Genomic DNA, 25,209 nt, shown 5'->3' with positions numbered 1-25,209 from the left:
AAGAACAGCATGTGGGCGTTATTCATGATAAGAAATGTGAAAAAACAAAGACCTGTCAATCTGGATCTCAAAACGATCCGGTTCCCTGTAACAGCAATAGCGTCCATTCTGCACCGCGTTTCTGGTGTGATTACGTTTGTGGCGGTCGGCATTCTGCTGTGGTTACTGGGTACCAGCCTCTCTTCTCCTGAAGGATTCCTCCAGGCCTCTGCCATCATGAACAGCTTCTTCGTGAAATTTATCATGTGGGGCATTCTGACTGCGCTGGCGTACCACGTTGTCGTGGGCATTCGTCATATGCTGATGGACTTTGGCTACCTGGAAGAGACTTTCGAAGCCGGTAAACGCTCCGCTAATATTTCATTTGTATTGACTGTCGTGCTTTCACTTCTCGCAGGAGTTCTCGTATGGTAAGCAACGCCTCCGCATTAGGACGCAACGGCGTACATGACTTCATTCTGGTCCGTGCTACCGCCATCGTTCTCACCCTTTATATCATCTATATGATTGGTTTCTTCGCGACCAGCGGCACGCTGACGTGGGAAATCTGGAGTGGGTTCTTCGGATCTGCCTTCACCAAAGTGTTCACCCTGCTGGCTCTGTTCTCCATCCTTATTCATGCCTGGATTGGTATGTGGCAGGTGTTGACCGATTACGTTAAACCACTGGCGATTCGCCTTCCTCTGCAGCTGGTCATTGTCGTTGCACTGGTGGTTTACGTTATTTATGGATTCGTTGTGGTGTGGGGTGTGTAATGAAACTGCCAGTCAGAGAATTTGATGCTGTTGTGATTGGTGCTGGTGGCGCAGGTATGCGTGCAGCACTGCAAATTTCCCAGAGCGGCCAGACCTGTGCGCTGCTCTCTAAAGTCTTCCCGACCCGTTCCCACACTGTCTCCGCGCAGGGCGGTATTACCGTTGCGCTGGGCAATTCCCATGAAGATAACTGGGAATGGCACATGTATGACACGGTCAAAGGTTCCGACTACATCGGCGACCAGGATGCTATCGAATATATGTGTAAGACTGGCCCGGAAGCGATTCTGGAGCTGGACCACATGGGTCTGCCGTTCTCCCGTCTGGAAAATGGCACCATTTATCAGCGTCCGTTTGGCGGCCAGTCGAAAAACTTCGGCGGCGAGCAGGCGGCACGTACCGCAGCTGCGGCTGACCGTACCGGTCACGCACTGCTGCACACGCTTTATCAACAGAACCTGAAAAACCACACGACTATTTTCTCCGAGTGGTATGCGCTGGATCTGGTGAAAAACGCCGATGGCGCCGTTGTGGGGTGTACTGCCCTGTGTATTGAAACCGGTGAAGTGGTCTACTTCAAAGCGCGTGCTACCGTGCTGGCGACCGGCGGTGCAGGCCGTATTTATCAATCTACCACTAACGCCCACATCAACACCGGTGACGGCGTAGGTATGGCTATCCGCGCCGGCGTACCGGTGCAGGATATGGAAATGTGGCAGTTCCACCCAACCGGCATCGCCGGTGCTGGCGTGCTGGTAACAGAAGGCTGCCGTGGTGAAGGGGGTTACCTGCTGAACAAACACGGCGAGCGCTTCATGGAGCGTTATGCCCCGAATGCGAAAGACCTGGCGGGTCGTGACGTGGTGGCGCGTTCCATCATGATCGAAATCCGTGAAGGCCGCGGCTGTGACGGCCCATGGGGTCCACACGCGAAGCTGAAACTCGACCATCTGGGTAAAGAGGTTCTGGAATCACGTCTGCCAGGCATTCTGGAGCTGTCTCGTACCTTCGCGCACGTCGATCCAGTGAAAGAGCCTATCCCGGTAATCCCAACCTGTCACTACATGATGGGCGGTATTCCGACCAAAGTGACCGGCCAGGCGCTGACCGTGAACGAGCAGGGTGAAGACGTTGTTATCCCGGGCCTGTTTGCCGTCGGTGAAATTGCCTGCGTATCCGTACACGGTGCAAACCGTCTGGGCGGGAACTCCCTGCTTGACCTGGTGGTATTTGGTCGTGCGGTAGGTCTGCATCTGCAAGAGTCTATTGCCGAGCAGGGTGCGCTGCGTGATGCCACCGACGATGAAATTGATGCGTCGCTTGAGCGTCTGAACCGCTGGAACGGCAACCGTAATGGTGAAGATCCGGTGGAAATCCGCAAAGCGCTGCAGGAATGTATGCAGCACAACTTCTCGGTATTCCGTGAAGGGGATGCGATGGCCAAAGGTCTTGAGCAGCTGAAAGCGATCCGCGAGCGTCTGAAAAATGCCCGTCTGGACGACACGTCCAGCGAGTTCAATACCCAGCGCGTTGAGTGTCTGGAGCTGGATAACCTGATGGAAACGGCGTTCGCTACCGCGATGTCGGCAAACTTCCGTACCGAGAGCCGTGGCGCGCATAGCCGCTTCGACTTCCCGGATCGTGACGATGAAAACTGGCTGTGCCATTCCCTGTATCTGCCAGAGTCGGAATCCATGACGCGTCGTAGCGTCAATATGGAACCGAAACTGCGTCCGGCGTTCCCGCCGAAGATTCGTACTTACTAATGCGGAGACAGGATAATGAAACTCGAATTCTCAGTTTATCGTTATAACCCGGATGTAGATGATGCTCCGCGTATGCAGGATTACACCCTGGAAGCGGAAGAAGGCCGTGACATGATGCTGCTGGATGCCTTAATCCAGCTGAAAGAAAAAGATCCGACACTGTCGTTTCGTCGCTCATGCCGTGAAGGCGTTTGTGGCTCTGACGGTGTGAACATGAACGGTAAAAATGGTCTGGCCTGCATCACGCCAATTTCAGCGTTGCAGCGCGCGGGTCAGAAAATTGTTATCCGTCCTTTGCCTGGTCTGCCAGTCGTTCGTGATTTGGTGGTAGACATGGGGCAATTCTATGCACAATATGAGAAGATTAAGCCTTACTTATTGAATAATGGGCAAAATCCACCGGCTCGTGAGCACTTACAGTCTCCTGAGCAGCGTGAAAAACTCGATGGTTTGTACGAGTGTATTCTCTGTGCATGTTGCTCGACCTCTTGCCCGTCGTTCTGGTGGAACCCGGACAAGTTTATCGGCCCGGCCGGTCTGCTGGCTGCCTATCGCTTCCTGATCGATAGCCGCGACACCGAAACCGACAGTCGTCTGGAAGGACTGAGTGATGCTTTCAGCGTATTCCGCTGCCATAGCATCATGAACTGCGTCAGTGTATGTCCTAAGGGGCTGAACCCGACGCGCGCCATCGGCCATATTAAGTCGATGCTGCTGCAGCGCAGTGCATAAGTAACAGGAGGGGAGCGTTGTTCCCCTCACCCTGACCCTCTCCTGACAGGAGAGGGGATAAAATGTAGGAAACCTCTAAAAACTGCCCCGAGGTGCAGACAGTTTTTAAAGGTTCCTTCGCGAGCCCAAGACAACATAAGAGCTCGCAGGTGAACCCCGGCACGTACGTGTTGTACGTGGTAGTTTCTACGGCGAAAGTAAGCATAAAAATGCTTAAGGGATCACGATGCAGAACGGCGCAATGAAAGCCTGGCTGGACTCTTCTTACCTCTCTGGTTCAAACCAGAGCTGGATAGAACAGCTCTATGAAGACTTCTTAACCGATCCTGACTCAGTGGACGCAAACTGGCGTTCCATGTTCCAGCAGTTACCTGGCACTGGAGTCAAACCGGATCAATTCCATTCCAAAACACGTGATTATTTCCGTCGTCTGGCGAAGGATGCCTCACGTTACTCTTCTGCGATTTCCGACCCTGACACCAATGCGAAGCAGGTTAAAGTCCTGCAGCTTATCAACGCTTATCGCTTCCGTGGTCACCAGCATGCGAATCTCGATCCGCTGGGACTGTGGAAACAAGATCGTGTGGCGGATCTCGATCCGGCGTATCACGATCTGACCGAGGCCGATTTCCAGGAAAGCTTTAACGTAGGTTCCTTTGCCATCGGCAAAGACACGATGAAGTTGGGCGAGCTGATTGACGCGCTCAAGCAAACCTACTGCGGCTCCATCGGCGCGGAATATATGCACATCACCTCTACAGAAGAGAAACGCTGGATCCAGCAGCGCATCGAATCTGTGGCGGGCCACGCGAATTTCTCTGCTGAAGAGAAAAAACGCTTCCTCAGCGAACTGACCGCAGCAGAAGGCCTTGAACGCTATCTGGGCGCGAAATTCCCGGGTGCGAAACGCTTCTCGCTGGAAGGCGGCGACGCGCTGGTACCTATGCTGAAAGAGCTGATTCGCCACGCGGGAAAAAGTGGTACCCGTGAAGTGGTGCTGGGTATGGCGCACCGCGGTCGTCTGAACGTACTGGTCAACGTGCTGGGTAAAAAACCGCAGGACCTGTTCGACGAATTCGCGGGCAAACATAAAGAACACCTCGGCACCGGTGACGTGAAGTACCACATGGGCTTCTCGTCTGATATCGAAACCGAAGGCGGTCTGGTTCACCTGGCGCTGGCGTTTAACCCGTCACACCTGGAAATCGTGAGCCCGGTGGTTATCGGTTCTGTGCGTGCGCGTCTGGATCGTCTGGACGAGCCGAGCAGCAACAAAGTTCTGCCAATCACCATTCACGGTGACGCGGCAGTCACAGGGCAGGGCGTGGTTCAGGAAACGCTGAACATGTCCAAAGCACGTGGTTACGAAGTGGGCGGTACCGTTCGCATTGTTATCAACAACCAGGTGGGCTTCACGACCTCTAACCCACTGGATGCGCGTTCTACCCCGTACTGCACCGACATCGGTAAGATGGTTCAGGCGCCAATCTTCCACGTTAACGCGGATGACCCTGAAGCCGTGGCGTTCGTTACCCGTCTGGCGCTGGACTACCGTAACACCTTCAAACGCGATGTGTTCATCGACCTGTTCTGCTACCGCCGTCATGGCCACAACGAAGCTGACGAGCCAAGTGCAACGCAGCCGCTGATGTATCAGAAAATCAAAAAACACCCGACGCCACGCAAAATCTATGCTGACAAGCTGGAAGGCGACAACGTGACGACGCTGGAAGATGCGACCGAAATGGTCAACCTCTACCGCGACGCGCTGGATGCGGGTGAATGCGTAGTGAAAGAGCTGCGCCCGATGAACATGCACTCCTTTACCTGGTCGCCGTACCTCAACCACGAGTGGGATGAGAGCTACCCGAATAAGGTAGAGATGAAGCGCCTGCAGGAGCTGGCTAAACGTATCAGCACCGTACCAGACGCTATCGAGATGCAGTCTCGCGTAGCGAAAATTTATGCTGACCGTCAATCAATGGCGGCGGGCGAGAAGCTGTTCGACTGGGGCGGGGCGGAAACACTGGCTTACGCAACGCTGGTTGATGAAGGCATTCCTGTTCGTCTGTCCGGTGAAGATGCGGGCCGTGGCACCTTCTTCCACCGTCACGCGGTTGTTCACAACCAGACTAACGGTTCAACCTATACTCCGCTGCAGCATGTCCATAACGGTCAGGGTCAGTTCAAGGTATGGGACTCCGTCCTGTCTGAAGAAGCGGTACTGGCATTCGAATACGGCTACGCCACTGCGGAACCGCGCACCCTGACTATCTGGGAAGCGCAGTTCGGTGACTTCGCCAACGGTGCCCAGGTCGTTATCGACCAGTTCATCTCGTCCGGCGAGCAGAAATGGGGCCGTATGTGTGGCCTGGTGATGCTGCTGCCACACGGTTACGAAGGTCAGGGTCCGGAGCACTCCTCCGCCCGTCTGGAACGTTATCTGCAGCTCTGTGCTGAGCAGAACATGCAGGTCTGCGTGCCGTCCACCCCGGCTCAGGTCTACCACATGCTGCGTCGTCAGGCGCTGCGCGGTATGCGCCGTCCGCTGGTGGTCATGTCGCCAAAATCCCTGCTGCGCCACCCGCTGGCGGTGTCCAGCCTGGACGAACTGGCTAACGGCACCTTCCTGCCTGCCATCGGTGAGGTTGACGAACTGGATCCGCAGGCCGTTAAGCGTGTTGTGATGTGTTCTGGTAAGGTTTATTACGACCTGCTGGAACAGCGCCGTAAGAACGACCAGAAAGATGTCGCCATCGTGCGTATCGAACAGCTTTATCCATTCCCGCACCAGGCGGTGCAGGAAGCGTTGAAACCGTATGCTCACGTGCATGATTTTGTCTGGTGCCAGGAAGAGCCGCTCAACCAGGGCGCCTGGTACTGCAGTCAGCATCATTTCCGTGAAGTCATTCCATTTGGGTCTGCCCTGCGTTATGCAGGTCGCCCGGCCTCCGCCTCTCCGGCGGTAGGGTATATGTCCGTTCACCAGAAGCAGCAACAAGATCTGGTCAATGACGCGCTGAACGTCGATTAATTAAAGGATACATAATGAGTAGCGTAGATATTCTTGTTCCCGACCTGCCTGAGTCCGTAGCAGATGCGACCGTCGCCACCTGGCACAAAAAACCGGGCGATAGCGTTAAGCGCGATGAAGTGCTGGTAGAAATCGAAACTGACAAAGTGGTACTGGAAGTACCGGCTTCAGCGGATGGCATTCTGGATGCAGTCCTGGAAGACGAAGGGACAACCGTAACCTCCCGTCAGATCCTGGGTCGCCTGCGTGAAGGCAACAGCGCGGGCAAAGAGTCCAGCGCGAAGTCTGACGAAAAAGCGTCTACCCCAGCCCAGCGTCAGCAGGCCTCTCTGGAAGAGCAGACTAACGACGCGCTCAGCCCGGCGATCCGTCGCCTGCTGGCCGAGCACAACCTGGATGCGGCTGCCATTAAAGGCACCGGTGTCGGTGGTCGTCTGACCCGTGAAGATATCGAGAAGCATCTGGCGAAAGCCCCTGCCCAGGCAGAAGCTAAAGCGCCAGCAGCGGCAGCGGCACCGGCAGCACAACCTGCGCTGGGTGCCCGTAGCGAAAAACGCGTGCCGATGACTCGCCTGCGTAAGCGTGTGGCTGAGCGTCTGCTGGAAGCGAAAAACTCCACCGCGATGCTGACCACCTTCAACGAAGTGAATATGAAGCCAATCATGGACCTGCGTAAGCAGTACGGTGACGCGTTTGAAAAACGTCACGGTATCCGTCTGGGCTTTATGTCCTTCTACGTGAAAGCGGTTGTTGAAGCGCTGAAACGCTACCCGGAAGTTAACGCCTCTATCGATGGCGATGACGTGGTTTACCACAACTACTTCGACGTCAGCATGGCAGTCTCTACGCCACGTGGTCTGGTTACCCCTGTTCTGCGTGATGTCGATACTCTGGGTATGGCTGACATCGAGAAAAAGATTAAAGAGCTGGCTGTAAAAGGTCGCGACGGCAAGCTGACCGTAGACGATCTGACCGGCGGTAACTTCACCATTACCAACGGCGGCGTTTTCGGTTCACTGATGTCTACCCCGATCATCAACCCGCCGCAGAGCGCGATCCTGGGTATGCATGCCATTAAAGATCGTCCAATGGCGGTAGACGGCAAAGTTGAGATCCTGCCAATGATGTATCTGGCACTCTCTTACGATCACCGTCTGATCGACGGCCGCGAGTCCGTGGGCTTCCTGGTGGCCATTAAAGAGCTGCTGGAAGATCCAACGCGTCTGCTGCTGGACGTCTAGTTTTAGCAGTCTTGCCCGGCGGCGCGTTGTCTGCCGGGCCTACAAAAGCACTACCTAACGATTACCTGAAGGATGGATAGAACACATGAACTTACATGAATATCAGGCCAAACAGCTGTTTGCCCGGTATGGCTTACCGGCTCCGGTGGGTTATGCCTGTACTACCCCGCGTGAAGCAGAAGAAGCCGCATCTAAAATCGGTTCCGGCCCTTGGGTAGTTAAGTGTCAGGTTCACGCTGGTGGCCGTGGTAAAGCGGGCGGTGTGAAGGTTGTTAAGAGTAAAGAAGAGATTCGTGCGTTTGCTGAACATTGGCTCGGCAAGCGTCTGGTAACGTACCAGACAGATGCGAACGGTCAGCCTGTCAACCAGATCCTGGTTGAAGCTGCAACTGACATCGCGAAAGAACTGTACCTGGGCGCGGTTGTTGACCGTAGCTCCCGTCGTGTGGTGTTCATGGCGTCTACCGAAGGCGGCGTGGAAATCGAGAAAGTGGCAGAAGAGACGCCACACCTGATCCACAAAGTGGCGATCGATCCGCTGGCAGGCCCAATGCCTTACCAGGGCCGTGAGCTGGCGTTCAAACTGGGTCTGGAAGGCAAGCTGGTTCAGCAGTTCACCAAGATCTTCATGGGTCTGGCCACCATCTTCCTGGAGCGCGACCTGGCGCTGATCGAGATCAACCCGCTGGTCATCACCACTCAGGGCGACCTGATCTGCCTCGACGGCAAACTGGGCGCTGACGGCAACGCACTGTTCCGCCAGCCGGATCTGCGTGAAATGCGCGACCAGTCTCAGGAAGACCCGCGTGAAGCGCAGGCTGCACAGTGGGAACTGAACTACGTAGCGCTGGATGGCAACATCGGCTGCATGGTTAACGGCGCAGGCCTGGCGATGGGCACCATGGACATCGTTAAGCTGCACGGCGGTGAGCCTGCAAACTTCCTCGACGTGGGCGGTGGCGCAACCAAAGAGCGTGTAACCGAAGCGTTCAAAATCATCCTCTCTGATGACAACGTCAAAGCCGTGCTGGTTAACATCTTCGGCGGTATCGTGCGTTGCGACCTGATCGCAGACGGTATCATCGGTGCGGTAGAAGAAGTGGGTGTTAACGTCCCGGTTGTGGTGCGTCTGGAAGGTAACAACGCTGAACTCGGCGCGAAAAAACTGGCTGACAGCGGCCTGAATATTATTGCAGCGAAAAGTCTGACGGATGCAGCTCAGCAGGTTGTTGCCGCAGTGGAGGGGAAATAATGTCAGTTTTAATTAATAAAGATACCAAGGTTATCTGCCAGGGCTTCACCGGTAGCCAGGGGACTTTCCACTCCGAACAGGCGATTGCCTACGGCACGCAGATGGTTGGCGGCGTAACGCCAGGTAAAGGCGGCACCACGCACCTGGGCCTGCCGGTATTCAACACCGTGCGCGAAGCGGTTGAAGCGACGGGCGCGACCGCGACCGTTATCTACGTTCCGGCTCCGTTCTGCAAAGACTCGATTCTGGAAGCGATTGACGCGGGCATCAAGCTCATCATCACCATCACAGAAGGTATCCCGACGCTGGATATGCTGACCGTGAAAGTGAAGCTGGATGAAGCTGGCGTGCGCATGATCGGCCCGAACTGCCCGGGCGTTATCACCCCAGGCGAATGCAAAATCGGCATCATGCCGGGTCACATTCACAAACCGGGTAAAGTGGGTATCGTCTCCCGTTCCGGTACGCTGACCTATGAAGCGGTTAAGCAGACTACCGACTACGGTTTCGGCCAGTCCACCTGTGTGGGCATCGGTGGTGACCCCATCCCAGGTTCTAACTTCATTGATATCCTGAAAATGTTCCAGGAAGATCCGCAGACCGAAGCGATCGTGATGATCGGTGAAATCGGCGGTAGCGCAGAAGAAGAAGCGGCTGCGTATATCAAAGAACATGTGACCAAGCCGGTTGTCGGTTATATCGCAGGTGTGACAGCGCCGAAAGGTAAGCGTATGGGTCACGCAGGCGCGATTATCGCAGGCGGTAAAGGTACGGCTGATGAGAAATTCGCCGCGCTGGAAGCCGCAGGCGTGAAAACCGTTCGCAGCCTGGCGGATATCGGCGAAGCACTGAAATCCATCATTAAGTAAATCCTCTCTGCTCCCTGTAAAAGGGAGCGTTGAAGTAATAAGTGTCCGTTTCGACATGGTTGGCCGCTGTAAAGCGGCCTTTTTTAATGCCTGCGTTTCGCGACCAGCGTGAATTTGTAATCGTCGCTGTTAAACACGTTACGGCTGTATTCAAACACCCGCCCATCCTTCAGAAAGCCGCGTGACACCTTTTCCAGTATCGGTTTTGCCAGATCCAGCGCCAGCGCGTCGATCGCCTCCTGTGAGGGCATGATCGGAACCAGTTCCTGTTCACTGCGATCGATAACCATCTTCTTGATCTGTTCGATGTAGTGATATTTGGAATTTTCCATCACCTCCCAGGTGAGGTCGGCGAACATCGCCAGCGGCATCCACGTCTCTTCCAGATTCACCGGTTTTTGCTTAATAAAGCGGACCCGTTTGACATGCCACACTTTGTCATCCGGGCGAATGTTAAGCGTCTCAGCCAGTTTCACATCCGCTTTGATCACTTCGAATGTTTTTACGTCGCTGTGGGTATCGACGTTTCGGTCCGCCAGTTTTTCATAAAAGCCGGTAAGCTGATAAATGTCGTAATTGACGCGCTCCTCTCTCACATAGGAGCCGCTGCCCTGAATGCTCTCGATAATCTGCTCTTCAGTGAGGAGTTTCAGTGCCTGCCTCACCGTGACGCGACTGACGCTAAATGTCTCCTGCAGGCTGGATTCCGTCGGTAACGCATCACCGGGTTTTAACTCACCGGCGGTAATTTTCTCGCGAAGCGCATCCGCTATCTGCCGGTACATCGGTTTATTGCCCATGTCGTCTGCCTTCTAATACCTTTTCACGGAATTATGCCTCCAGCACAGAATTTGTAAATAATACAAATTAAATACAAATTATCGGTGTTAGTGAAAATGATCACATAAAGGTATTAGTTCGTCTGTCACAATCGATCCTGAACAATTACCCTTGAGTGTGAGGATCCTGATGAACCTGACGACCCTGACCCATCCCGACGCTGTCTGCGTGCAGGCGCAGTACACCAGTCGTGATGAAGCAATACGCCAGCTCACGATGCGGCTGGTGACGCTCGGCAAAATTACCGACGGCAATGCGTTTTTAACCGAAGTCTTTCATCGGGAATCGCTAGGCCCTACCGCGCTCGGCGAAGGGCTGGCAGTCCCGCATGGTAAATCAGCGGTGGTGAAAGAGGCGGCTTTTGCCGTAGCCACCCTACGTGAACCGCTGAGCTGGGAAGGCGTGGATGGCCCGGAAAATGTCGAGCTGATTTTCCTGCTTGCCATTCCGCCGGCTGAAGCTGGCTCAACCCATATCCAGGTGCTGACGGAACTTACTTCTCGTCTGGCGGATGAAACTCTTCGGGCGCGCGTCATGGCGGCTACCACGGCAGCAGCGCTACTCGCCGCGCTGGACGATGTGCCACAGGAAGATGACGTTGTCGCGTTCGTGGATGCGCCAACCATCGTTTGTGTAACTGCATGCCCCGCCGGTATTGCGCATACCTATATGGCAGCTGAGTATCTGGAAAAAGCGGGGCGTAAGCTTGGCGTAAACGTGGTGGTGGAAAAGCAGGGGGCGAACGGTATCGAAGGGCGGTTGACCGCGCAGCAGTTACGCACTGCTCAGGCCTGTATCATTGCCGCAGAAGTGGCTCTCAAAGAGAGCGAGCGTTTTCAGGGCATCCCGACGCTGTCCGTGCCGGTCGCGGAACCGCTTCGCCATGCCGAAGCGCTTATTAAGCGTGCGTTGGCCTTACCCCCCGCGGGAACGCATCGCCATGTGCATACCGGCAATGATGTGAGCAAGAGCCTTAAAACGGAGCTTAAGCAGGCCCTGCTCAGCGGTATTTCCTTTGCCGTGCCGCTGATTGTGGCGGGAGGCACGGTGCTGGCCGTCGCGGTATTGCTGGCACAGATGTTGGGATTACAGCATCTGTTTGAGCAAGAGAACTCATGGCTGTGGATGTATCGCAAACTCGGCGGGGGGATGTTAGGCACGTTAATGGTGCCGGTGCTGGCCGCGTATACCGCCTACTCGCTGGCAGATAAACCTGCTCTGGCGCCGGGTTTTGCAGCCGGTCTTGCCGCCAATATGATCGGTTCAGGTTTTTTAGGGGCGATTGCAGGTGGCCTGATTGCCGGCTATCTGATGCGCTGGGTGAAAAACCATATCCGTCTGAGTCAGCGTTATAACGGTTTTTTAACCTATTACCTCTACCCGGTGATTGGCGTGCTGGGCGCGGGCAGCCTGATGCTGTTCGTGATCGGCGAGCCGGTCGCGTGGATCAACACCTCCCTCACGGCATGGCTTAACGGCCTCTCCGGTGCCAATGCGCTGCTACTGGGCACTCTGCTCGGTTTTATGTGCTCGTTCGATTTGGGGGGACCGGTCAACAAAGCGGCCTATGCGTTTTGTCTGGGGGCCATGGCCAACGGCGTTTACGGGCCGTATGCCATTTTTGCTTCCGTCAAAATGGTCTCGGCTTTTACCGTCACGGCTTCAACCATGCTGGCACCGCATCTCTTTAAACCGTTTGAAATCGAAACCGGCAAGTCGACGTGGCTGCTGGGCCTTGCGGGGATCACCGAAGGGGCAATTCCGATGGCCATTGAAGATCCGCTGCGGGTGATTGGCTCGTTTGTTGTTGGCTCGATGGCAACAGGGGCGATTATCGGTGCAATGGGTATCGGGTTGTCTACGCCGGGGGCGGGCATTTTCTCTCTCTTTTTACTGCATGACGCGGGGATGGGTGGCGCGATCGCGGCGGCAGGCTGGTTTGGCGCTGCGCTGGGGGGAACGATGCTCTCTACGCTCATCTTACTGTTCTGGCGACGTCAGGGCGTAAAAAAAGGCAAATACCTGACGGAAGACGTCACGCCATAAATTCATTTACAGGAAACGAAGATGAAAGCTGTATCTCGCGTTCATATCACGCCACATATGCACTGGGACCGTGAGTGGTATTTCACCACCGAAGCGTCGCGGATCCTTTTGGTCAATAACATGGAGGAGATCCTGACCCGTCTGGAGCAGGACGAAGAGTATAAATACTACGTTCTCGATGGACAGACCGCGGTACTGGAGGATTACTTCGCCGTTGTGCCGGACAACCGGCCCCGGGTTAAAGCGCTGGTTGAGCGCGGAAAGCTGATTATCGGGCCGTGGTATACCCAGACCGACACCACGATAGTCAGCGGCGAATCGATCGTTCGCAATCTGATGTACGGGATGCGCGACTGCATGGAATTCGGTGAGCCGATGAAAATAGGGTATCTGCCGGATTCGTTTGGCATGTCCGGGCAACTTCCGCATATCTATAACGGCTTTGGTATCACCCGCACGCTGTTCTGGCGCGGATGTTCTGAGCGTCACGGCACCGATAAAACAGAATTTTTATGGCAGAGCGCAGACGGCAGCGAAGTTACAGCGCAGGTACTACCGCTGGGCTACGCGATTGGTAAGTACTTACCGGAGGATGACGCGGGGCTGCGTAAACGGCTCGATACCTGGCTTACATTGCTGGAGAACGCTTCCGTGACGAAAGAGATTCTGCTGCCTAACGGTCACGACCAGATGCCCCTCCAGCAGAACATTTTCGCGGTGATGGATACCCTTCGAAAGATGTACCCGCAGCGGAAATTTGTGATGAGCCGGTTCGAGGAGGTCTTTGAACATACTGAAGCGCACCGTGACGAACTGGCGACGCTGAAAGGGGAGTTTATCGACGGCAAATACATGCGTGTACACCGGACAATCGGCTCCACACGGATGGACATCAAAATTGCCCACGCCCGCATTGAAAACAAAATCGTGAATATCCTCGAACCGCTGGCGGCGCTCGCCTGGATGCTGGGCTTCGAGTATCACCACGGTTTGCTGGAGAAAATGTGGAAAGAGATCCTCAAGAATCATGCTCACGACAGTATTGGCTGCTGCTGCAGCGATAAAGTGCATCGTGAGATTATGGCCCGGTTTGCGCTCGCTGAAGATATGGCCGATAACCTCACGCGTTTCTCGATGCGCAAGATTGTCGACAATATGCCGCAAAGCGAGGCCGACAAGCTGGTGATGTTCAATCTGATGCCCTGGCCCCGTGAAGAGGTGATTAACACCACCCTTCGTCTGCGCGCGAGCCAGTTCCGGTTGCGGGATGATAAAGGCAATGAGATCCCCTGTTTTATTCGCCGCGCCCGGGAAATAGACCCGGGGCTTATTGACCGGCAAATCGTGCACTATGGTAATTACGATCCGTTTATGGAGTTTGATATCCAAATCTGTCAGATCCTGCCCGCGATGGGATACCGCACGCTTTACATCGAGCCCCAGGCTCCTGAAAAGAGGCTTCCCGCGAGGGCAAAAACGGATGCTCTGCTGGAAAACGCCTTCTGGCAAATTGATATAAATGACGATGGCACGCTGCGCCTGCGTGATAAAGAATCCGGACTTATTTATGACCGCGTACTGGAAATTGAAGAGGGGTCGGATGATGGCGATGAGTACGACTACTCGCCTTCCCGGGAAGAGTGGCGGCTCACTTCAGCGCACGGGCAGCATCATGTTGAGGTGATACAGGAAGCCTGGCAGAGCAGGGCGGTGATCCAGCATCGCATCGCCGTTCCGGCAAACCTGGCCGAGCGGTCGGCCCGCCTGTGCAATGGCGCTCTTGCGGTGGAATTTGAGGTTACTCTCAGCCATAACAGCAGGCGTGTAGATGTTGTGGCGCGTCTGGATAATCAGGCTGACGATCACCGGGTCCGCGTGCTTATCCCGACGCCGTTTATGACGGAGCAGGTACTGTCAGATACGCAGTTTGGCTCCATAACGCGCCCGGTTCGCGATGACGCGATGGCTAACTGGCAAGAAGAGGGCTGGAAAGAGGCACCGGTTCCCGTCTGGAATTTACTTAACTACGCCGTGCTGCAGCAGGAACGAAACGGGCTTGCCCTGTTCACAGAAGGGTTACGCGAATTTGAAGTGGTGGGGGAGGCGGAAAAAGCGTTTGCTCTGACCCTTTTACGCGGTGTGGGCGTGCTGGGAAAGGAAGATTTGCTGTTGCGCCCGGGCCGACCGTCCGGCATAAAAATGGCCGTTCCGGACTCGCAGCTTCGGGGCAGTCTCGATTGCCGTTTTAGCCTTCTGAGTTTTAGCGGCTCTCCCGAGAACGCCGGCGTTGCTCAGCAGGCGAAAGCGTGGCTTACCCCCGTCCAGTGTTATAACAAAATCCCCTGGGATGCCATGAAACTTAACCGTGCGCCGTTCAGCACGCCGGACAGATACAGCCTGCTGACCCTTTCGCCGACAGGCTGTGTTATGAGCGCGATAAAAAAGGCGGAGGATCGGGACGCGCTTATCCTTCGTCTGTTCAATCCGTCGGAATCTGTGTCCTGTGATGCCTCTTTATCGTGGAATCAGGCGCTTAAAGGCTGTTGCGAGACGAATTTAAATGAACAGGTACTGGCAGGTAGGGGAGAAGAAAAGGGCATTACGGGCCTGTTCAGGCCTGGGCAATCGCGGACTTTTAGCCTGAAAACGGAAAGGTAGCGTCTGAAGTGAACAAAAGGCTGCGCGCAGGGCAGCCTTTTTTATTGAATAGTCACATTGTGGTGTTAATTTTAAGCGTGTCGCAGGTAAAATAAATGTAATTATCTGCGGCTGTCGTCGCACAATGGAAAAAAAACGCGCTGACGACTACCTTTATACGTTAACGCGAATGTAAAGATGCGTTGTTCTTCAGCGTTAAAATAAATCACGTCTGTTTATATTCTTTCTTGCTTTTGATAACTCCAAATATCTCGTCGTACACATAGCATTAACAAGGTTTTTACCATTCACACTACATTTAAACATGGTTAACAGAAACGGTGCTTTTTGATTTAAATCAAAGTTTAATCCTTGGAAAAAGGTGTCGAAAGGCGGTAAATTGTCCCCGATCAAAATGGCTGAAAAGTGGTAATTTTGCTATAAATTGATCGCCGTCGAAAAACGTAAATGTGATTCAATAAAAACCTGTTTATTGTAAGGGTTTTGCAGCGTATTATATTTGCGGGATCAATTTGAGTTTTTTATTAACGTATTTGTAACCTATCGTCATTGCTTTTATCCTTTCTCAGGCTAAGCGCGACGACATGGATGCGAATAATTTGTATTGGGGCATGTGTGTGAATCCTTTTCTAACGGGGTTCACTCTCGGAGTCTTCATGCGATGAGCAAGGAGTCATGATGTTAGATATAGTCGAACTGTCGCGCTTACAGTTTGCCTTGACCGCGATGTACCACTTCCTGTTTGTGCCACTAACGCTCGGTATGGCGTTCCTGCTGGCCATCATGGAAACGGTCTACGTCCTCTCCGGCAAACAGATTTATAAAGATATGACCAAGTTCTGGGGCAAGTTGTTTGGTATCAACTTTGCACTGGGCGTGGCTACCGGTTTGACCATGGAGTTCCAGTTCGGGACTAACTGGTCTTACTATTCTCACTACGTTGGGGATATCTTCGGTGCGCCGCTGGCCATTGAAGGTCTGATGGCCTTCTTCCTCGAATCCACCTTTGTAGGTCTGTTCTTCTTCGGTTGGGACCGTCTGGGCAAAGTCCAGCATATGGCGGTGACCTGGCTGGTGGCACTCGGTTCGAACCTGTCCGCACTGTGGATCCTGGTCGCGAACGGCTGGATGCAGAACCCTATCGCGTCTGATTTCAACTTCGAAACCATGCGTATGGAGATGGTCAGCTTTGCCGAACTGGTGCTGAACCCGGTCGCACAGGTTAAATTCGTTCACACCGTGGCGTCTGGCTATGTGTGCGGCGCGATGTTTGTACTGGGCATCAGCTCTTACTACATGCTGCGTGGTCGTGACTTCGCGTTTGCTAAGCGCTCCTTTGCTATCGCTGCAAGCTTCGGTATGGCTGCAATCCTCTCTGTTATCGTGCTGGGTGATGAATCCGGTTACGAAATGGGTGACGTGCAGAAAACCAAACTGGCCGCTATCGAAGCCGAATGGGAAACCCAACCCGCGCCTGCTGCCTTTACTCTGTTCGGTGTTCCCGACCAGGATGCACAGGAAAACCGCTTCGCCATTCAAATTCCTTACGCGCTCGGCATCATTGCTACCCGCTCCGTCGACAAGCAGGTGACGGGTCTGAAAGAGCTGATGGTGCAGCATGAAGGCCGTATTCGTAACGGTATGAAAGCCTACGCGCTGCTGGAGCAGCTGCGTGCGGGTTCTACCGACCAGGCCGTGCGTGACCAGTTCAACGATGTGAAGAAAGATCTGGGTTACGGTCTGCTGCTGAAACGCTATACCCCGAACGTCTCCGACGCGACGGAAGCGCAAATCCAGATGGCGACCAAAGACTCCATTCCACGCGTGGCGCCACTGTACTTCGCATTCCGTATCATGGTGGGCTGCGGCATCATCATGCTGCTGATCATTGCGGCGTCCTTCTGGTCCGTGATTCGTAACCGCATCGGTGAGAAAAAATGGCTGCTGCGTACCGCGCTGTATGGTATCCCACTGCCGTGGATTGCTATCGAATCCGGCTGGTTTGTTGCGGAATATGGCCGTCAGCCATGGGCGATCGGTGAGGTGCTGCCAACGGCGGTAGCGAACTCCTCTCTGACTGCAGGCGATCTGATCTTCTCCATGCTGCTGATTTGTGGTCTGTACACCCTGTTCCTGGTGGCTGAACTGTTCCTGATGTTCAAGTTCGCGCGCCTTGGCCCAAGCAGCCTGAAAACCGGTCGCTATCACTACGAGCAGTCCGGTGCGACTACTCAGCCGGCACGCTAAGACAGGAGTCATCAAATGATCGATTATGAAGTATTGCGTTTTATCTGGTGGCTGCTGGTCGGTATTCTGCTGATCGGTTTCGCAGTCACTGACGGTTTCGACATGGGGGTGGGGATGCTCACCCGTTTCCTCGGTCGTAATGACACCGAGCGTCGAATCATGATTAACTCCATCGCCCCGCACTGGGACGGTAACCAGGTGTGGCTGATCACCGCAGGCGGCGCGCTGTTCGCTGCCTGGCCGATGGTCTACGCGGCTGCGTTCTCCGGTTTCTATGTGGCGATGATTCTGGTGCTGGCTTCTTTATTCTTCCGTCCGGTTGGTTTCGACTACCGTTCCAAGATTGAAGACACCCGCTGGCGCAACATGTGGGACTGGGGCATCTTCATTGGTAGCTTCGTTCCACCGCTGGTGATTGGCGTGGCGTTCGGGAACCTGCTGCAGGGTGTACCGTTCCACATCGATGAATACATGCGTCTTTACTACACCGGTAACTTCTTCCAGTTGCTGAATCCGTTTGGTCTGCTGGCAGGCGTGGTGAGTGTGGCAATGATCATTACTCAGGGTGCGACCTATCTGCAGATGCGTACCGTAGGTGAATTGCATCTTCGCTCTCGTGCAACGGCGCAGGTTGCTGCGCTTATTACCCTGGTGTGCTTCGCACTGGCCGGCGTATGGGTGATGTACGGTATCGACGGTTATGTCATTACGTCTGCAATTAACCACACGGCACCGTCTAACCCGCTGACGAAAGAAGTGGCACGTCAGGCTGGTGCTTGGCTGGTGAACTTCAATAATATGCCTGTTCTGTGGGCTATTCCGGCTCTGGGTGTGTTGCTGCCGCTGCTGACGATACTGACGTCACGTCTGGAAAAAGGTGCCCTGGCATTTGTATTTTCCTCACTGACGCTGGCGTGCATTATTCTGACTGCAGGTATCGCGATGTTCCCATTCGTCATGCCGTCCAGCACGATGATGAATGCAAGCCTGACCATGTGGGATGCAACGTCCAGCCAGCTGACGCTTAACCTGATGACGTATGTTGCTTGCGTGTTCGTACCGATTATCCTGCTGTACACCGCCTGGTGTTACTGGAAAATGTTCGGTCGTATCACGAAAGAAGATATTGAAAGCAACACTCATTCTCTGTACTAAGTAAGGAGCTGAATATGTGGTATTTCGCATGGATTTTAGGGACGCTTCTTGCCTGTGCATTTGGTGTCATTACTGCCCTGGCGCTTGAGCACGTCGAAGCGTCTAAAGCAGGTGAAGACAAACACTAATGAACATTATCGCGACGCTTTACGCGGTAATGGATAAGCGCCCGTTAAGGGCGCTTTCTTTAGTGATGGCATTACTGCTGGCAGGTTGTATCTTCTGGGACCCTTCGCGCTTTGCAGCGAAGACCAGCGAGCTTGAGATCTGGCACGGCTTCCTCATTATGTGGGCGGTGTGCGCAGGTGTGATCCACGGCGTAGGCTTTCGTCCGAAAGCGCTGCACTGGCAGGGGATTTTCTGCCCACTCATCGCCGATCTGGTGCTTCTCGCTGGCTTGATTTTCTTCTTCTTCTGAATAAGAAATGTCCGTTAATGATATGGGCTTACCCTGGCCCATAAAAATTTACTCTCCGTTTACTTTCTCCCATTCCAAACCATCTTTCCCGCGCGTATAGTAGCGAAGTTTAAAAGCTCTAACTTTTGTTGCATTACCGGGATGTAAAGTGAATACAACGCTGTTTCGATGGCCGGTTCGTGTCTATTACGAAGATACCGATGCCGGGGGTGTGGTTTACCACGCCAGCTACGTTGCTTTTTATGAACGGGCACGCACAGAGATGCTGCGCCATCATCACTTTAGTCAACAGGAGCTGTTGGCTGAGCGAGTTGCCTTCGTGGTTCGCAAGATGACGCTTGAGTATTTTGCGCCTGCCAGACTCGACGATATGCTCGAAGTCCAAACTGAAATTACATCAATGCGCGGAACCTCAATGGTTTTCACGCAGCGGATAGTCAATGCAGAAAATACGGTACTGAACTCAGCTGAAGTCCTGATCGTCTGTGTTGATCCAACCATAATGAAGCCTCGTGCGCTTCCTAAGTCTATTGTCGCGGAGTTTAAGCAGTGACTGACATGAATATCCTTGATTTGTTCCTGAAGGCAAGCCTTCTGGTTAAACTTATCATGTTGATTTTGATTGGTTTTTCAATCGCATCCTGGGCCATCATCATCCAGAGAACGCGTATCCTCAATGCGGCTGGCCGTGAAGCAGAAGCGTTTGAAGATAAGTTCTGGTCGGGTATTGAGCTTTCTCGTCTGTATCAGGAAAGCCAGGGACGCCGTGATAACCTCGTAGGCTCCGAACAGATTTTCTATAGCGGATTCAAAGAGTTTGCTCGTTTGCATCGCGCAAACAGCCACGCGCCCGAAGCGGTTGTGGAAGGTGCCTCGCGTGCGATGCGTATCTCCATGAATCGCGAGCTGGAAAACCTTGAAACGCATATTCCTTTCCTGGGGACCGTTGGTTCCATCAGCCCGTATATTGGTCTGTTTGGTACGGTCTGGGGGATTATGCACGCCTTTATCGCCCTGGGGGCGGTGAAGCAGGCGACGTTGCAGATGGTTGCCCCGGGTATTGCAGAAGCACTGATTGCGACCGCTATCGGTCTGTTTGCGGCGATCCCGGCGGTTATGGCTTACAACCGTCTGAACCAGCGCGTGAATAAACTGGAACTGAACTACGACAACTTTATGGAAGAGTTCACCGCGATTCTGCACCGTCAGGCGTTTACCAGTACCGAGAGTAACAAGGGGTAAACCATGGCCAGATCGCGTGGACGAAATCGTCGCGAGCTCAAGTCCGAAATCAATATCGTTCCACTGCTGGACGTTCTGTTGGTACTGCTGCTGATCTTCATGGCGACAGCACCCATCATTACCCAGAGCGTGGAGGTTGATCTGCCGGATGCGACAGAATCACAGGCGGTAAGCACCAATGACGATCCTCCGGTCATCATTGAGGTTTCCGGTGTAGGGCAATACAGCGTAGTGGTAGAAAAAGATCGTATGGATCAACTGCCACCTGAGCAGGTTATTGCTGAAGCGCAGCGACGCCTGGAGTCAAATCCGAAAACGGTCTTCTTAATCGGTGGCGCGAAAGACGTACCATACGATGAAATTATTAAAGCGCTGAACTTGCTACATAGCGCGGGCGTTAAGTCAGTTGGCTTAATGACTCAGCCTATTTGATCATCTGCGTAGTTTTTGGGAACCGATAGTGTCAAAGGCAACCGAACAGAACGACAAGCTTAAGCGAGCGATAATCGTCTCCGCAGTGCTGCACGTTATTCTTTTTGCAGTGCTGATCTGGAGTTCGTTCGACGAGCACATTGATGCATCATCGGGCGGCGGTGGAGGCTCTTCCATTGACGCCGTCATGGTGGATCCCGGTGCGGTAGTGCAGAACTATAACCGCGAGCAACAGCAGAAGGCGAGTGCAAAACGGGCTGAAGAGCAGCGTGAAAAACAGGCGCAACAGCAAGCGGAAGAACTGCGTGAAAAGCAGGCCGCTGAGCAGGAGCGACTGAAGCAGCTTGAGAAAGAACGTTTGCAGGCGCAGGAAGCGGCGAAAGAGCAGGCGGAACAGCAGAAGCAAGCTGAAGAGGCCGCGAAGAAAGCTCAGGAACAGCAGAAGCAGGCGGAAGAGGCGGCAGCCAAAGCCGCGGCGGACGCGAAAGCACAAGCTGATGCCCAGGCAAAATTAGCGGCGGAAGCGGCGAAGAAAGCCGCAGCCGATGCTCAGAAGAAAGCTGAAGCCGAAGCGGCGAAGAAAGCCGCTGCTGATGCTCAGAAGAAAGCTGAAGCGGAAGCGGCAAAAAAAGCTGCTGCTGATGCTCAGAAAAAAGCTGAAGCGGAAGCCGCGAAGAAAGCCGCTCAGGAAGCAGAGAAGAAAGCTGCTGCCGATGCTGCGAAGAAAGCGGCTGCTGCCGAGAAGGCTGCAGCAGAAAAAGCGGCCGCTGCTGAAAAAGCCGCAGCAGAGAAGAAAGCCGCCGCCGAGAAAGCGGCTGCTGACAAAAAAGCTGCAGCAGAAAAAGCCGCTGCCGATAAGAAAGCTGCTGCAGAGAAAGCCGCCGCCAAAAAAGCGGCCGCCGCTGAGAAAGCCGCGGATGCCGCTGGCGTTGACGATCTCCTGGGCGACCTGAGTTCTGGTAAGAATGCGCCGAAAGCGGGCGGTGGTGCGAAAGGCAGTGGTCAGCCCTCTAAAGACAGTGGTACTTCTGGTGCCAATGGTGGGGCGACGGGTGCTGATATCAGCGCTTATGTTAAGCAAATCCAGGTTGCGATTCAGAACCGCCTGTTTGATGCAAGCATCTATCAGGGCAAACAATGTGTACTGCATATCAACCTTGCGCCAGATGGTAGGTTGAAAAGCGTGACCTCTGAAGGGGGTGATCCTGCGCTTTGTCAGGCAGCATTGGCCGCTGCAAGGTCGGCGAACATTCCTAAACCGCCTAGTGAGGCTGTTTATGAACGGATAAAAGATGCCAAACTGGACTTTAAACTGTAATCGACTGTCCTTACGGAAGTATGAAAAACAGTCTATTGTCCTAACGAGTGTTTAGTAGTTTTGTCTATTTGGGTTTGTTAACATTCTGCTAAATTATCGTGGGTAAGGTTACCCGGATAAGGGAGATATGATGAAGCAGGCATTACGTGTAGCATTTGGTTTTTTAATGCTGTGGGCAGCAGTACTGCACGCAGAAGTACGTATCGAGATCACCCAGGGGGTGGATTCGGCACGCCCAATCGGTGTTGTTCCGTTCCAGTGGGCCGGCCCTGGCGCTGCGCCTGAAGATGCCGGTGGCATCGTTGCGGCTGACCTGCGTAACAGCGGTAAATTCAACCCATTAGATCGTTCTCGTCTGCCTCAGCAGCCGGGCAGCGCGCAGGAAGTACAGCCTGCCGCATGGTCTGCACTCGGTATCGATGCTGTCGTTGTTGGTCAGGTTACACCTAACCCGGACGGCTCTTACAACGTTGCATGGCAGCTGGTTGATACCGGCGGTGCACCGGGTACCGTTCTGGCACAGAACTCTTACAAGGTCACTAAACAGTACCTGCGCTACGCGGCACACGCTGCCAGCGATGCGGTATTTGAAAAACTGACCGGCATTAAAGGTGCGTTCCGTACCCGTATTGCTTATGTGGTACAGACCAATGGCGGTCAGTTCCCGTATGAGCTGCGCGTATCTGACTACGATGGTTACAATCAGTTCCTGGTGAAACGTTCTTCTCAGCCGCTGATGTCTCCAGCCTGGTCTCCAGACGGTTCTAAACTGGCTTATGTTACCTTCGAAAGCGGTCGTTCAGCGCTGGTTATCCAGACGCTGGCTAACGGTGCTGTTCGTCAGGTTGCGTCGTTCCCTCGTCACAACGGTGCGCCTTCGTTCTCTCCGGACGGTACCAAACTGGCGTTTGCGCTCTCTAAAACCGGTAGCCTGAACCTGTACGTGATGGACATTGGCTCTGGTCAAATTCGCCAGGTGACCGATGGTCGCAGCAACAACACCGAACCGTCCTGGTTCCCGGACAGCCAGAACCTGGCATTTACGTCTGACCAGGCAGGTCGTCCACAAATCTATAAAGTGAACGTCAACGGCGGTGCTCCACAGCGTATTACCTGGGAAGGTTCGCAGAACCAAAACGCGGACGTGAGCAGCGACGGTAAATTTATGGTAATGGTCAGCTCCAACGGTGGGCAGCAGCACATTGCCAAACAAGATCTGGTAGCGGGTGGCGTTCAAGTTCTGTCGTCAACGTTCCTGGATGAAACGCCAAGTCTGGCACCTAACGGCACTATGGTAATCTACAGCTCTTCTCAGGGGATGGGATCTGTGCTGAATCTGGTTTCTACAGATGGGCGTTTCAAAGCGCGTATTCCGGCAACTGATGGACAGGTAAAATCACCTGCCTGGTCGCCGTATCTGTAAATAATAATTAATTGATTACTAAAGGAATCATAGAAATGCAACTGAACAAAGTGCTGAAGGGGCTGATGATCGCTCTGCCTGTAATGGCAATCGCAGCGTGTTCTTCTAACAAGAATGCAAGCAATGACCAGAGCGGCGAAGGCATGATGGGTGCCGGTACCGGTATGGACGCGAATGGCAATGGCAACATGTCTTCTGAAGAGCAAGCGCGTCTTCAGATGCAGCAGCTGCAGCAGAACAACATCGTTTACTTCGATCTGGATAAATACGACATCCGTTCTGACTTCGCTGCGATGCTGGATGCTCACGCTAACTTCCTGCGTAGCAACCCGTCTTACAAAGTCACCGTAGAAGGTCACGCGGACGAACGTGGTACTCCAGAGTACAACATCTCCCTGGGTGAACGTCGTGCTAACGCCGTTAAAATGTACCTGCAGGGTAAAGGCGTTTCTGCTGACCAGATCTCCATCGTTTCTTACGGTAAAGAAAAACCTGCAGTACTGGGTCACGACGAAGCGGCTTACTCCAAAAACCGTCGTGCCGTACTGGTTTACTAAGAGAATTGCATGAGCAGTAACTTCAGACATCATCTGTTGAGTCTGTCGTTACTGGTTGGAATAGCGGCCCCCTGGGCCGCTTTTGCTCAGGCACCAATCAGTAGTGTCGGCTCAGGCTCGGTAGAAGACCGGGTCACTCAACTCGAGCGTATTTCTAACGCTCACAGTCAGCTTTTAACCCAACTCCAGCAACAACTTTCCGACAACCAAAACGATATTGATTCTCTCCGTGGTCAGATTCAGGAAAGCCAGTATCAGCTTAACCAGGTTGTGGAACGTCAGAAGCAAATCTTGCTGCAGATGGATAGTCTCAGCAGCGGTGGCGCAGCTGCGCAGCCAGCAGCAGGCGATCAGAGCGGTGCGGCGACGTCGGCCCCTGCTCCTGCGGCAGATGCTTCGGCCTCGACGGGAGCGCCTGTTCAGAGCGGTGACGCGAATACGGACTACAACGCGGCCATTGCCCTGGTACAGGATCAATCTCGTCAGGATGACGCTATCGTTGCGTTTCAGAACTTTGTGAAGAAATACCCTGATTCTACTTATCTGCCAAATGCAAATTATTGGCTGGGTCAGCTGAATTACAACAAGGGTAAAAAGGACGATGCGGCGTTTTATTTTGCCTCAGTGGTGAAAAATTACCCGAAATCACCAAAAGCGCCTGATGCGATGTTTAAAGTCGGCGTCATCATGCAGGACAAAGGTGACACTGCGAAAGCGAAAGCGGTTTATCAGCAGGTGGTTGCTAAATTCCCTGGCACCGAAGGTGCAAAGCAGGCGCAAAAACGTCTGAATTCGATGGGATGATTATCGCATGACCAGAAATCGCGTTATTTCTGGTCATGCAGCATGATTCGTAAGCAGTTAAGTGATCTTCATCGAAATTTTTGTTGCGCTGAATTCTTAAATCAGTAATATATGCCGCCGTTGCCACGGGATATCAAACAACGTGAAAACAGCGTAAAAGTGGGTCGTTAGCTCAGTTGGTAGAGCAGTTGACTTTTAATCAATTGGTCGCAGGTTCGAATCCTGCACGACCCACCACTTAAAGCAGTTCCGGTAGTACAGAGTGGGTGATTAGCTCAGTTGGTAGAGCATCTCCTTTACACGGAGGGGGTCGGCGGTTCGAGCCCGTCATCACCCACCACTCCGGGTCGTTAGCTCAGTTGGTAGAGCAGTTGACTTTTAATCAATTGGTCGCAGGTTCGAATCCTGCACGACCCACCA

The 25,209-nt window shown here is 53.7% G+C and carries 22 protein-coding genes and 3 tRNA genes; 24 read left to right on the top strand and 1 reads right to left on the bottom strand.

Going from position 1 to position 25,209, the window contains the following annotated elements:
* Positions 1-9 precede the first annotated feature (9 nt).
* The 8 genes from sdhC to sucD all read left to right on the top strand — a co-directional run bounded on the left by sdhC (position 10) and on the right by sucD (position 9,649).
* A complete protein-coding gene (gene sdhC / locus ACMVME_RS12465; RefSeq protein WP_025204654.1) occupies positions 10-414 on the top strand; it encodes a succinate dehydrogenase cytochrome b556 subunit in 405 nt (134 codons plus the stop codon).
* A complete protein-coding gene (sdhD, locus tag ACMVME_RS12460) occupies positions 408-755 on the top strand; it encodes a succinate dehydrogenase membrane anchor subunit (RefSeq protein ID WP_010428702.1) in 348 nt (115 codons plus the stop codon). The genes sdhC and sdhD overlap by 7 nt, the downstream gene beginning before the upstream one ends.
* Positions 755-2,521 (top strand): succinate dehydrogenase flavoprotein subunit, encoded by a 1,767-nt coding sequence (gene sdhA, locus ACMVME_RS12455; RefSeq protein ID WP_014883036.1) that lies wholly within the window; start codon positions 755-757, stop codon positions 2,519-2,521. Before sdhD ends, sdhA begins: the two co-directional genes overlap by 1 nt.
* 15 nt (positions 2,522-2,536) lie before the next feature.
* Entirely contained in the window at positions 2,537-3,253 is a 717-nt protein-coding gene (sdhB, locus tag ACMVME_RS12450) for a succinate dehydrogenase iron-sulfur subunit SdhB (RefSeq protein ID WP_014169170.1), read from the top strand.
* 226 nt (positions 3,254-3,479) lie between these two features.
* Positions 3,480-6,287, top strand: coding sequence for a 2-oxoglutarate dehydrogenase E1 component (gene sucA, locus ACMVME_RS12445; protein ID WP_014169171.1), 2,808 nt, complete (start codon positions 3,480-3,482; stop codon positions 6,285-6,287).
* A gap of 14 nt (positions 6,288-6,301) precedes the next feature.
* Complete coding sequence (gene odhB / locus ACMVME_RS12440) at positions 6,302-7,528, top strand: 2-oxoglutarate dehydrogenase complex dihydrolipoyllysine-residue succinyltransferase (RefSeq protein ID WP_025204653.1); 1,227 nt, start codon at positions 6,302-6,304, stop codon at positions 7,526-7,528.
* Between the two features lie 85 nt (positions 7,529-7,613).
* Entirely contained in the window at positions 7,614-8,780 is a 1,167-nt protein-coding gene (gene sucC / locus ACMVME_RS12435) for an ADP-forming succinate--CoA ligase subunit beta (protein WP_006809579.1), read from the top strand.
* The gene (gene sucD / locus ACMVME_RS12430; protein ID WP_014169173.1) at positions 8,780-9,649 is read left to right on the top strand and encodes a succinate--CoA ligase subunit alpha; all 870 of its coding nucleotides are present in this window, start codon (positions 8,780-8,782) and stop codon (positions 9,647-9,649) included. The genes sucC and sucD overlap by 1 nt, the downstream gene beginning before the upstream one ends.
* 83 nt (positions 9,650-9,732) lie before the next feature.
* Here the strand turns inward: sucD and ACMVME_RS12425 are convergent, their stop codons facing one another.
* Entirely contained in the window at positions 9,733-10,449 is a 717-nt protein-coding gene (locus ACMVME_RS12425; RefSeq protein ID WP_068795098.1) for a GntR family transcriptional regulator, read from the bottom strand.
* 169 nt (positions 10,450-10,618) lie between these two features.
* On the opposite strand from ACMVME_RS12425, the gene mngA reads away from it, so the two are divergent.
* From mngA to ACMVME_RS12345, 16 genes are all read left to right on the top strand, one after another.
* Complete coding sequence (gene mngA / locus ACMVME_RS12420) at positions 10,619-12,535, top strand: PTS 2-O-a-mannosyl-D-glycerate transporter subunit IIABC (protein ID WP_068795097.1); 1,917 nt, start codon at positions 10,619-10,621, stop codon at positions 12,533-12,535.
* A gap of 21 nt (positions 12,536-12,556) precedes the next feature.
* Positions 12,557-15,193, top strand: coding sequence for a mannosylglycerate hydrolase (gene mngB, locus ACMVME_RS12415; RefSeq protein WP_068795096.1), 2,637 nt, complete (start codon positions 12,557-12,559; stop codon positions 15,191-15,193).
* Between the two features lie 678 nt (positions 15,194-15,871).
* The gene (cydA, locus tag ACMVME_RS12410) at positions 15,872-17,440 is read left to right on the top strand and encodes a cytochrome ubiquinol oxidase subunit I (protein WP_020884962.1); all 1,569 of its coding nucleotides are present in this window, start codon (positions 15,872-15,874) and stop codon (positions 17,438-17,440) included.
* 15 nt (positions 17,441-17,455) lie between these two features.
* Positions 17,456-18,595 (top strand): cytochrome d ubiquinol oxidase subunit II, encoded by a 1,140-nt coding sequence (gene cydB, locus ACMVME_RS12405; protein WP_014169180.1) that lies wholly within the window; start codon positions 17,456-17,458, stop codon positions 18,593-18,595.
* Between the two features lie 14 nt (positions 18,596-18,609).
* Positions 18,610-18,723 carry a cytochrome bd-I oxidase subunit CydX gene (cydX, locus tag ACMVME_RS12400; RefSeq protein ID WP_014169181.1) on the top strand — a complete coding sequence of 38 codons (114 nt, stop codon included), beginning with the start codon at positions 18,610-18,612 and terminating at the stop codon, positions 18,721-18,723.
* Positions 18,723-19,013 (top strand): cyd operon protein YbgE, encoded by a 291-nt coding sequence (gene ybgE / locus ACMVME_RS12395; protein WP_020884961.1) that lies wholly within the window; start codon positions 18,723-18,725, stop codon positions 19,011-19,013. The genes cydX and ybgE overlap by 1 nt, the downstream gene beginning before the upstream one ends.
* Positions 19,014-19,161: 148 nt before the next feature.
* Entirely contained in the window at positions 19,162-19,566 is a 405-nt protein-coding gene (ybgC, locus tag ACMVME_RS12390; RefSeq protein WP_014169183.1) for a tol-pal system-associated acyl-CoA thioesterase, read from the top strand.
* Positions 19,563-20,255 carry a Tol-Pal system protein TolQ gene (gene tolQ / locus ACMVME_RS12385; protein ID WP_014169184.1) on the top strand — a complete coding sequence of 231 codons (693 nt, stop codon included), beginning with the start codon at positions 19,563-19,565 and terminating at the stop codon, positions 20,253-20,255. The genes ybgC and tolQ overlap by 4 nt, the downstream gene beginning before the upstream one ends.
* A gap of 3 nt (positions 20,256-20,258) precedes the next feature.
* A complete protein-coding gene (tolR, locus tag ACMVME_RS12380; RefSeq protein WP_014169185.1) occupies positions 20,259-20,687 on the top strand; it encodes a colicin uptake protein TolR in 429 nt (142 codons plus the stop codon).
* Between the two features lie 28 nt (positions 20,688-20,715).
* Entirely contained in the window at positions 20,716-22,005 is a 1,290-nt protein-coding gene (gene tolA, locus ACMVME_RS12375) for a cell envelope integrity protein TolA (protein WP_020884960.1), read from the top strand.
* A 130-nt stretch (positions 22,006-22,135) separates the two neighbouring features.
* Entirely contained in the window at positions 22,136-23,428 is a 1,293-nt protein-coding gene (gene tolB / locus ACMVME_RS12370; protein WP_025204648.1) for a Tol-Pal system beta propeller repeat protein TolB, read from the top strand.
* Positions 23,429-23,463: 35 nt separating this feature from the next.
* Positions 23,464-23,985 carry a peptidoglycan-associated lipoprotein Pal gene (gene pal / locus ACMVME_RS12365; protein ID WP_003858578.1) on the top strand — a complete coding sequence of 174 codons (522 nt, stop codon included), beginning with the start codon at positions 23,464-23,466 and terminating at the stop codon, positions 23,983-23,985.
* A gap of 9 nt (positions 23,986-23,994) precedes the next feature.
* Entirely contained in the window at positions 23,995-24,789 is a 795-nt protein-coding gene (gene cpoB, locus ACMVME_RS12360) for a cell division protein CpoB (protein WP_068795095.1), read from the top strand.
* Between the two features lie 161 nt (positions 24,790-24,950).
* Positions 24,951-25,026, top strand: a tRNA-Lys gene (locus ACMVME_RS12355).
* Positions 25,027-25,053: 27 nt separating this feature from the next.
* Positions 25,054-25,129, top strand: a tRNA-Val gene (locus ACMVME_RS12350).
* Positions 25,130-25,133: 4 nt separating this feature from the next.
* A tRNA-Lys gene (locus ACMVME_RS12345) sits at positions 25,134-25,209 on the top strand.

This window comes from Enterobacter cloacae complex sp. 2024EL-00711, assembly GCF_047529885.1.
Classification (GTDB): Bacteria; Pseudomonadota; Gammaproteobacteria; order Enterobacterales; family Enterobacteriaceae; genus Enterobacter; species Enterobacter ludwigii.
This window is presented reverse-complemented; position numbering and strand designations above follow the sequence as displayed.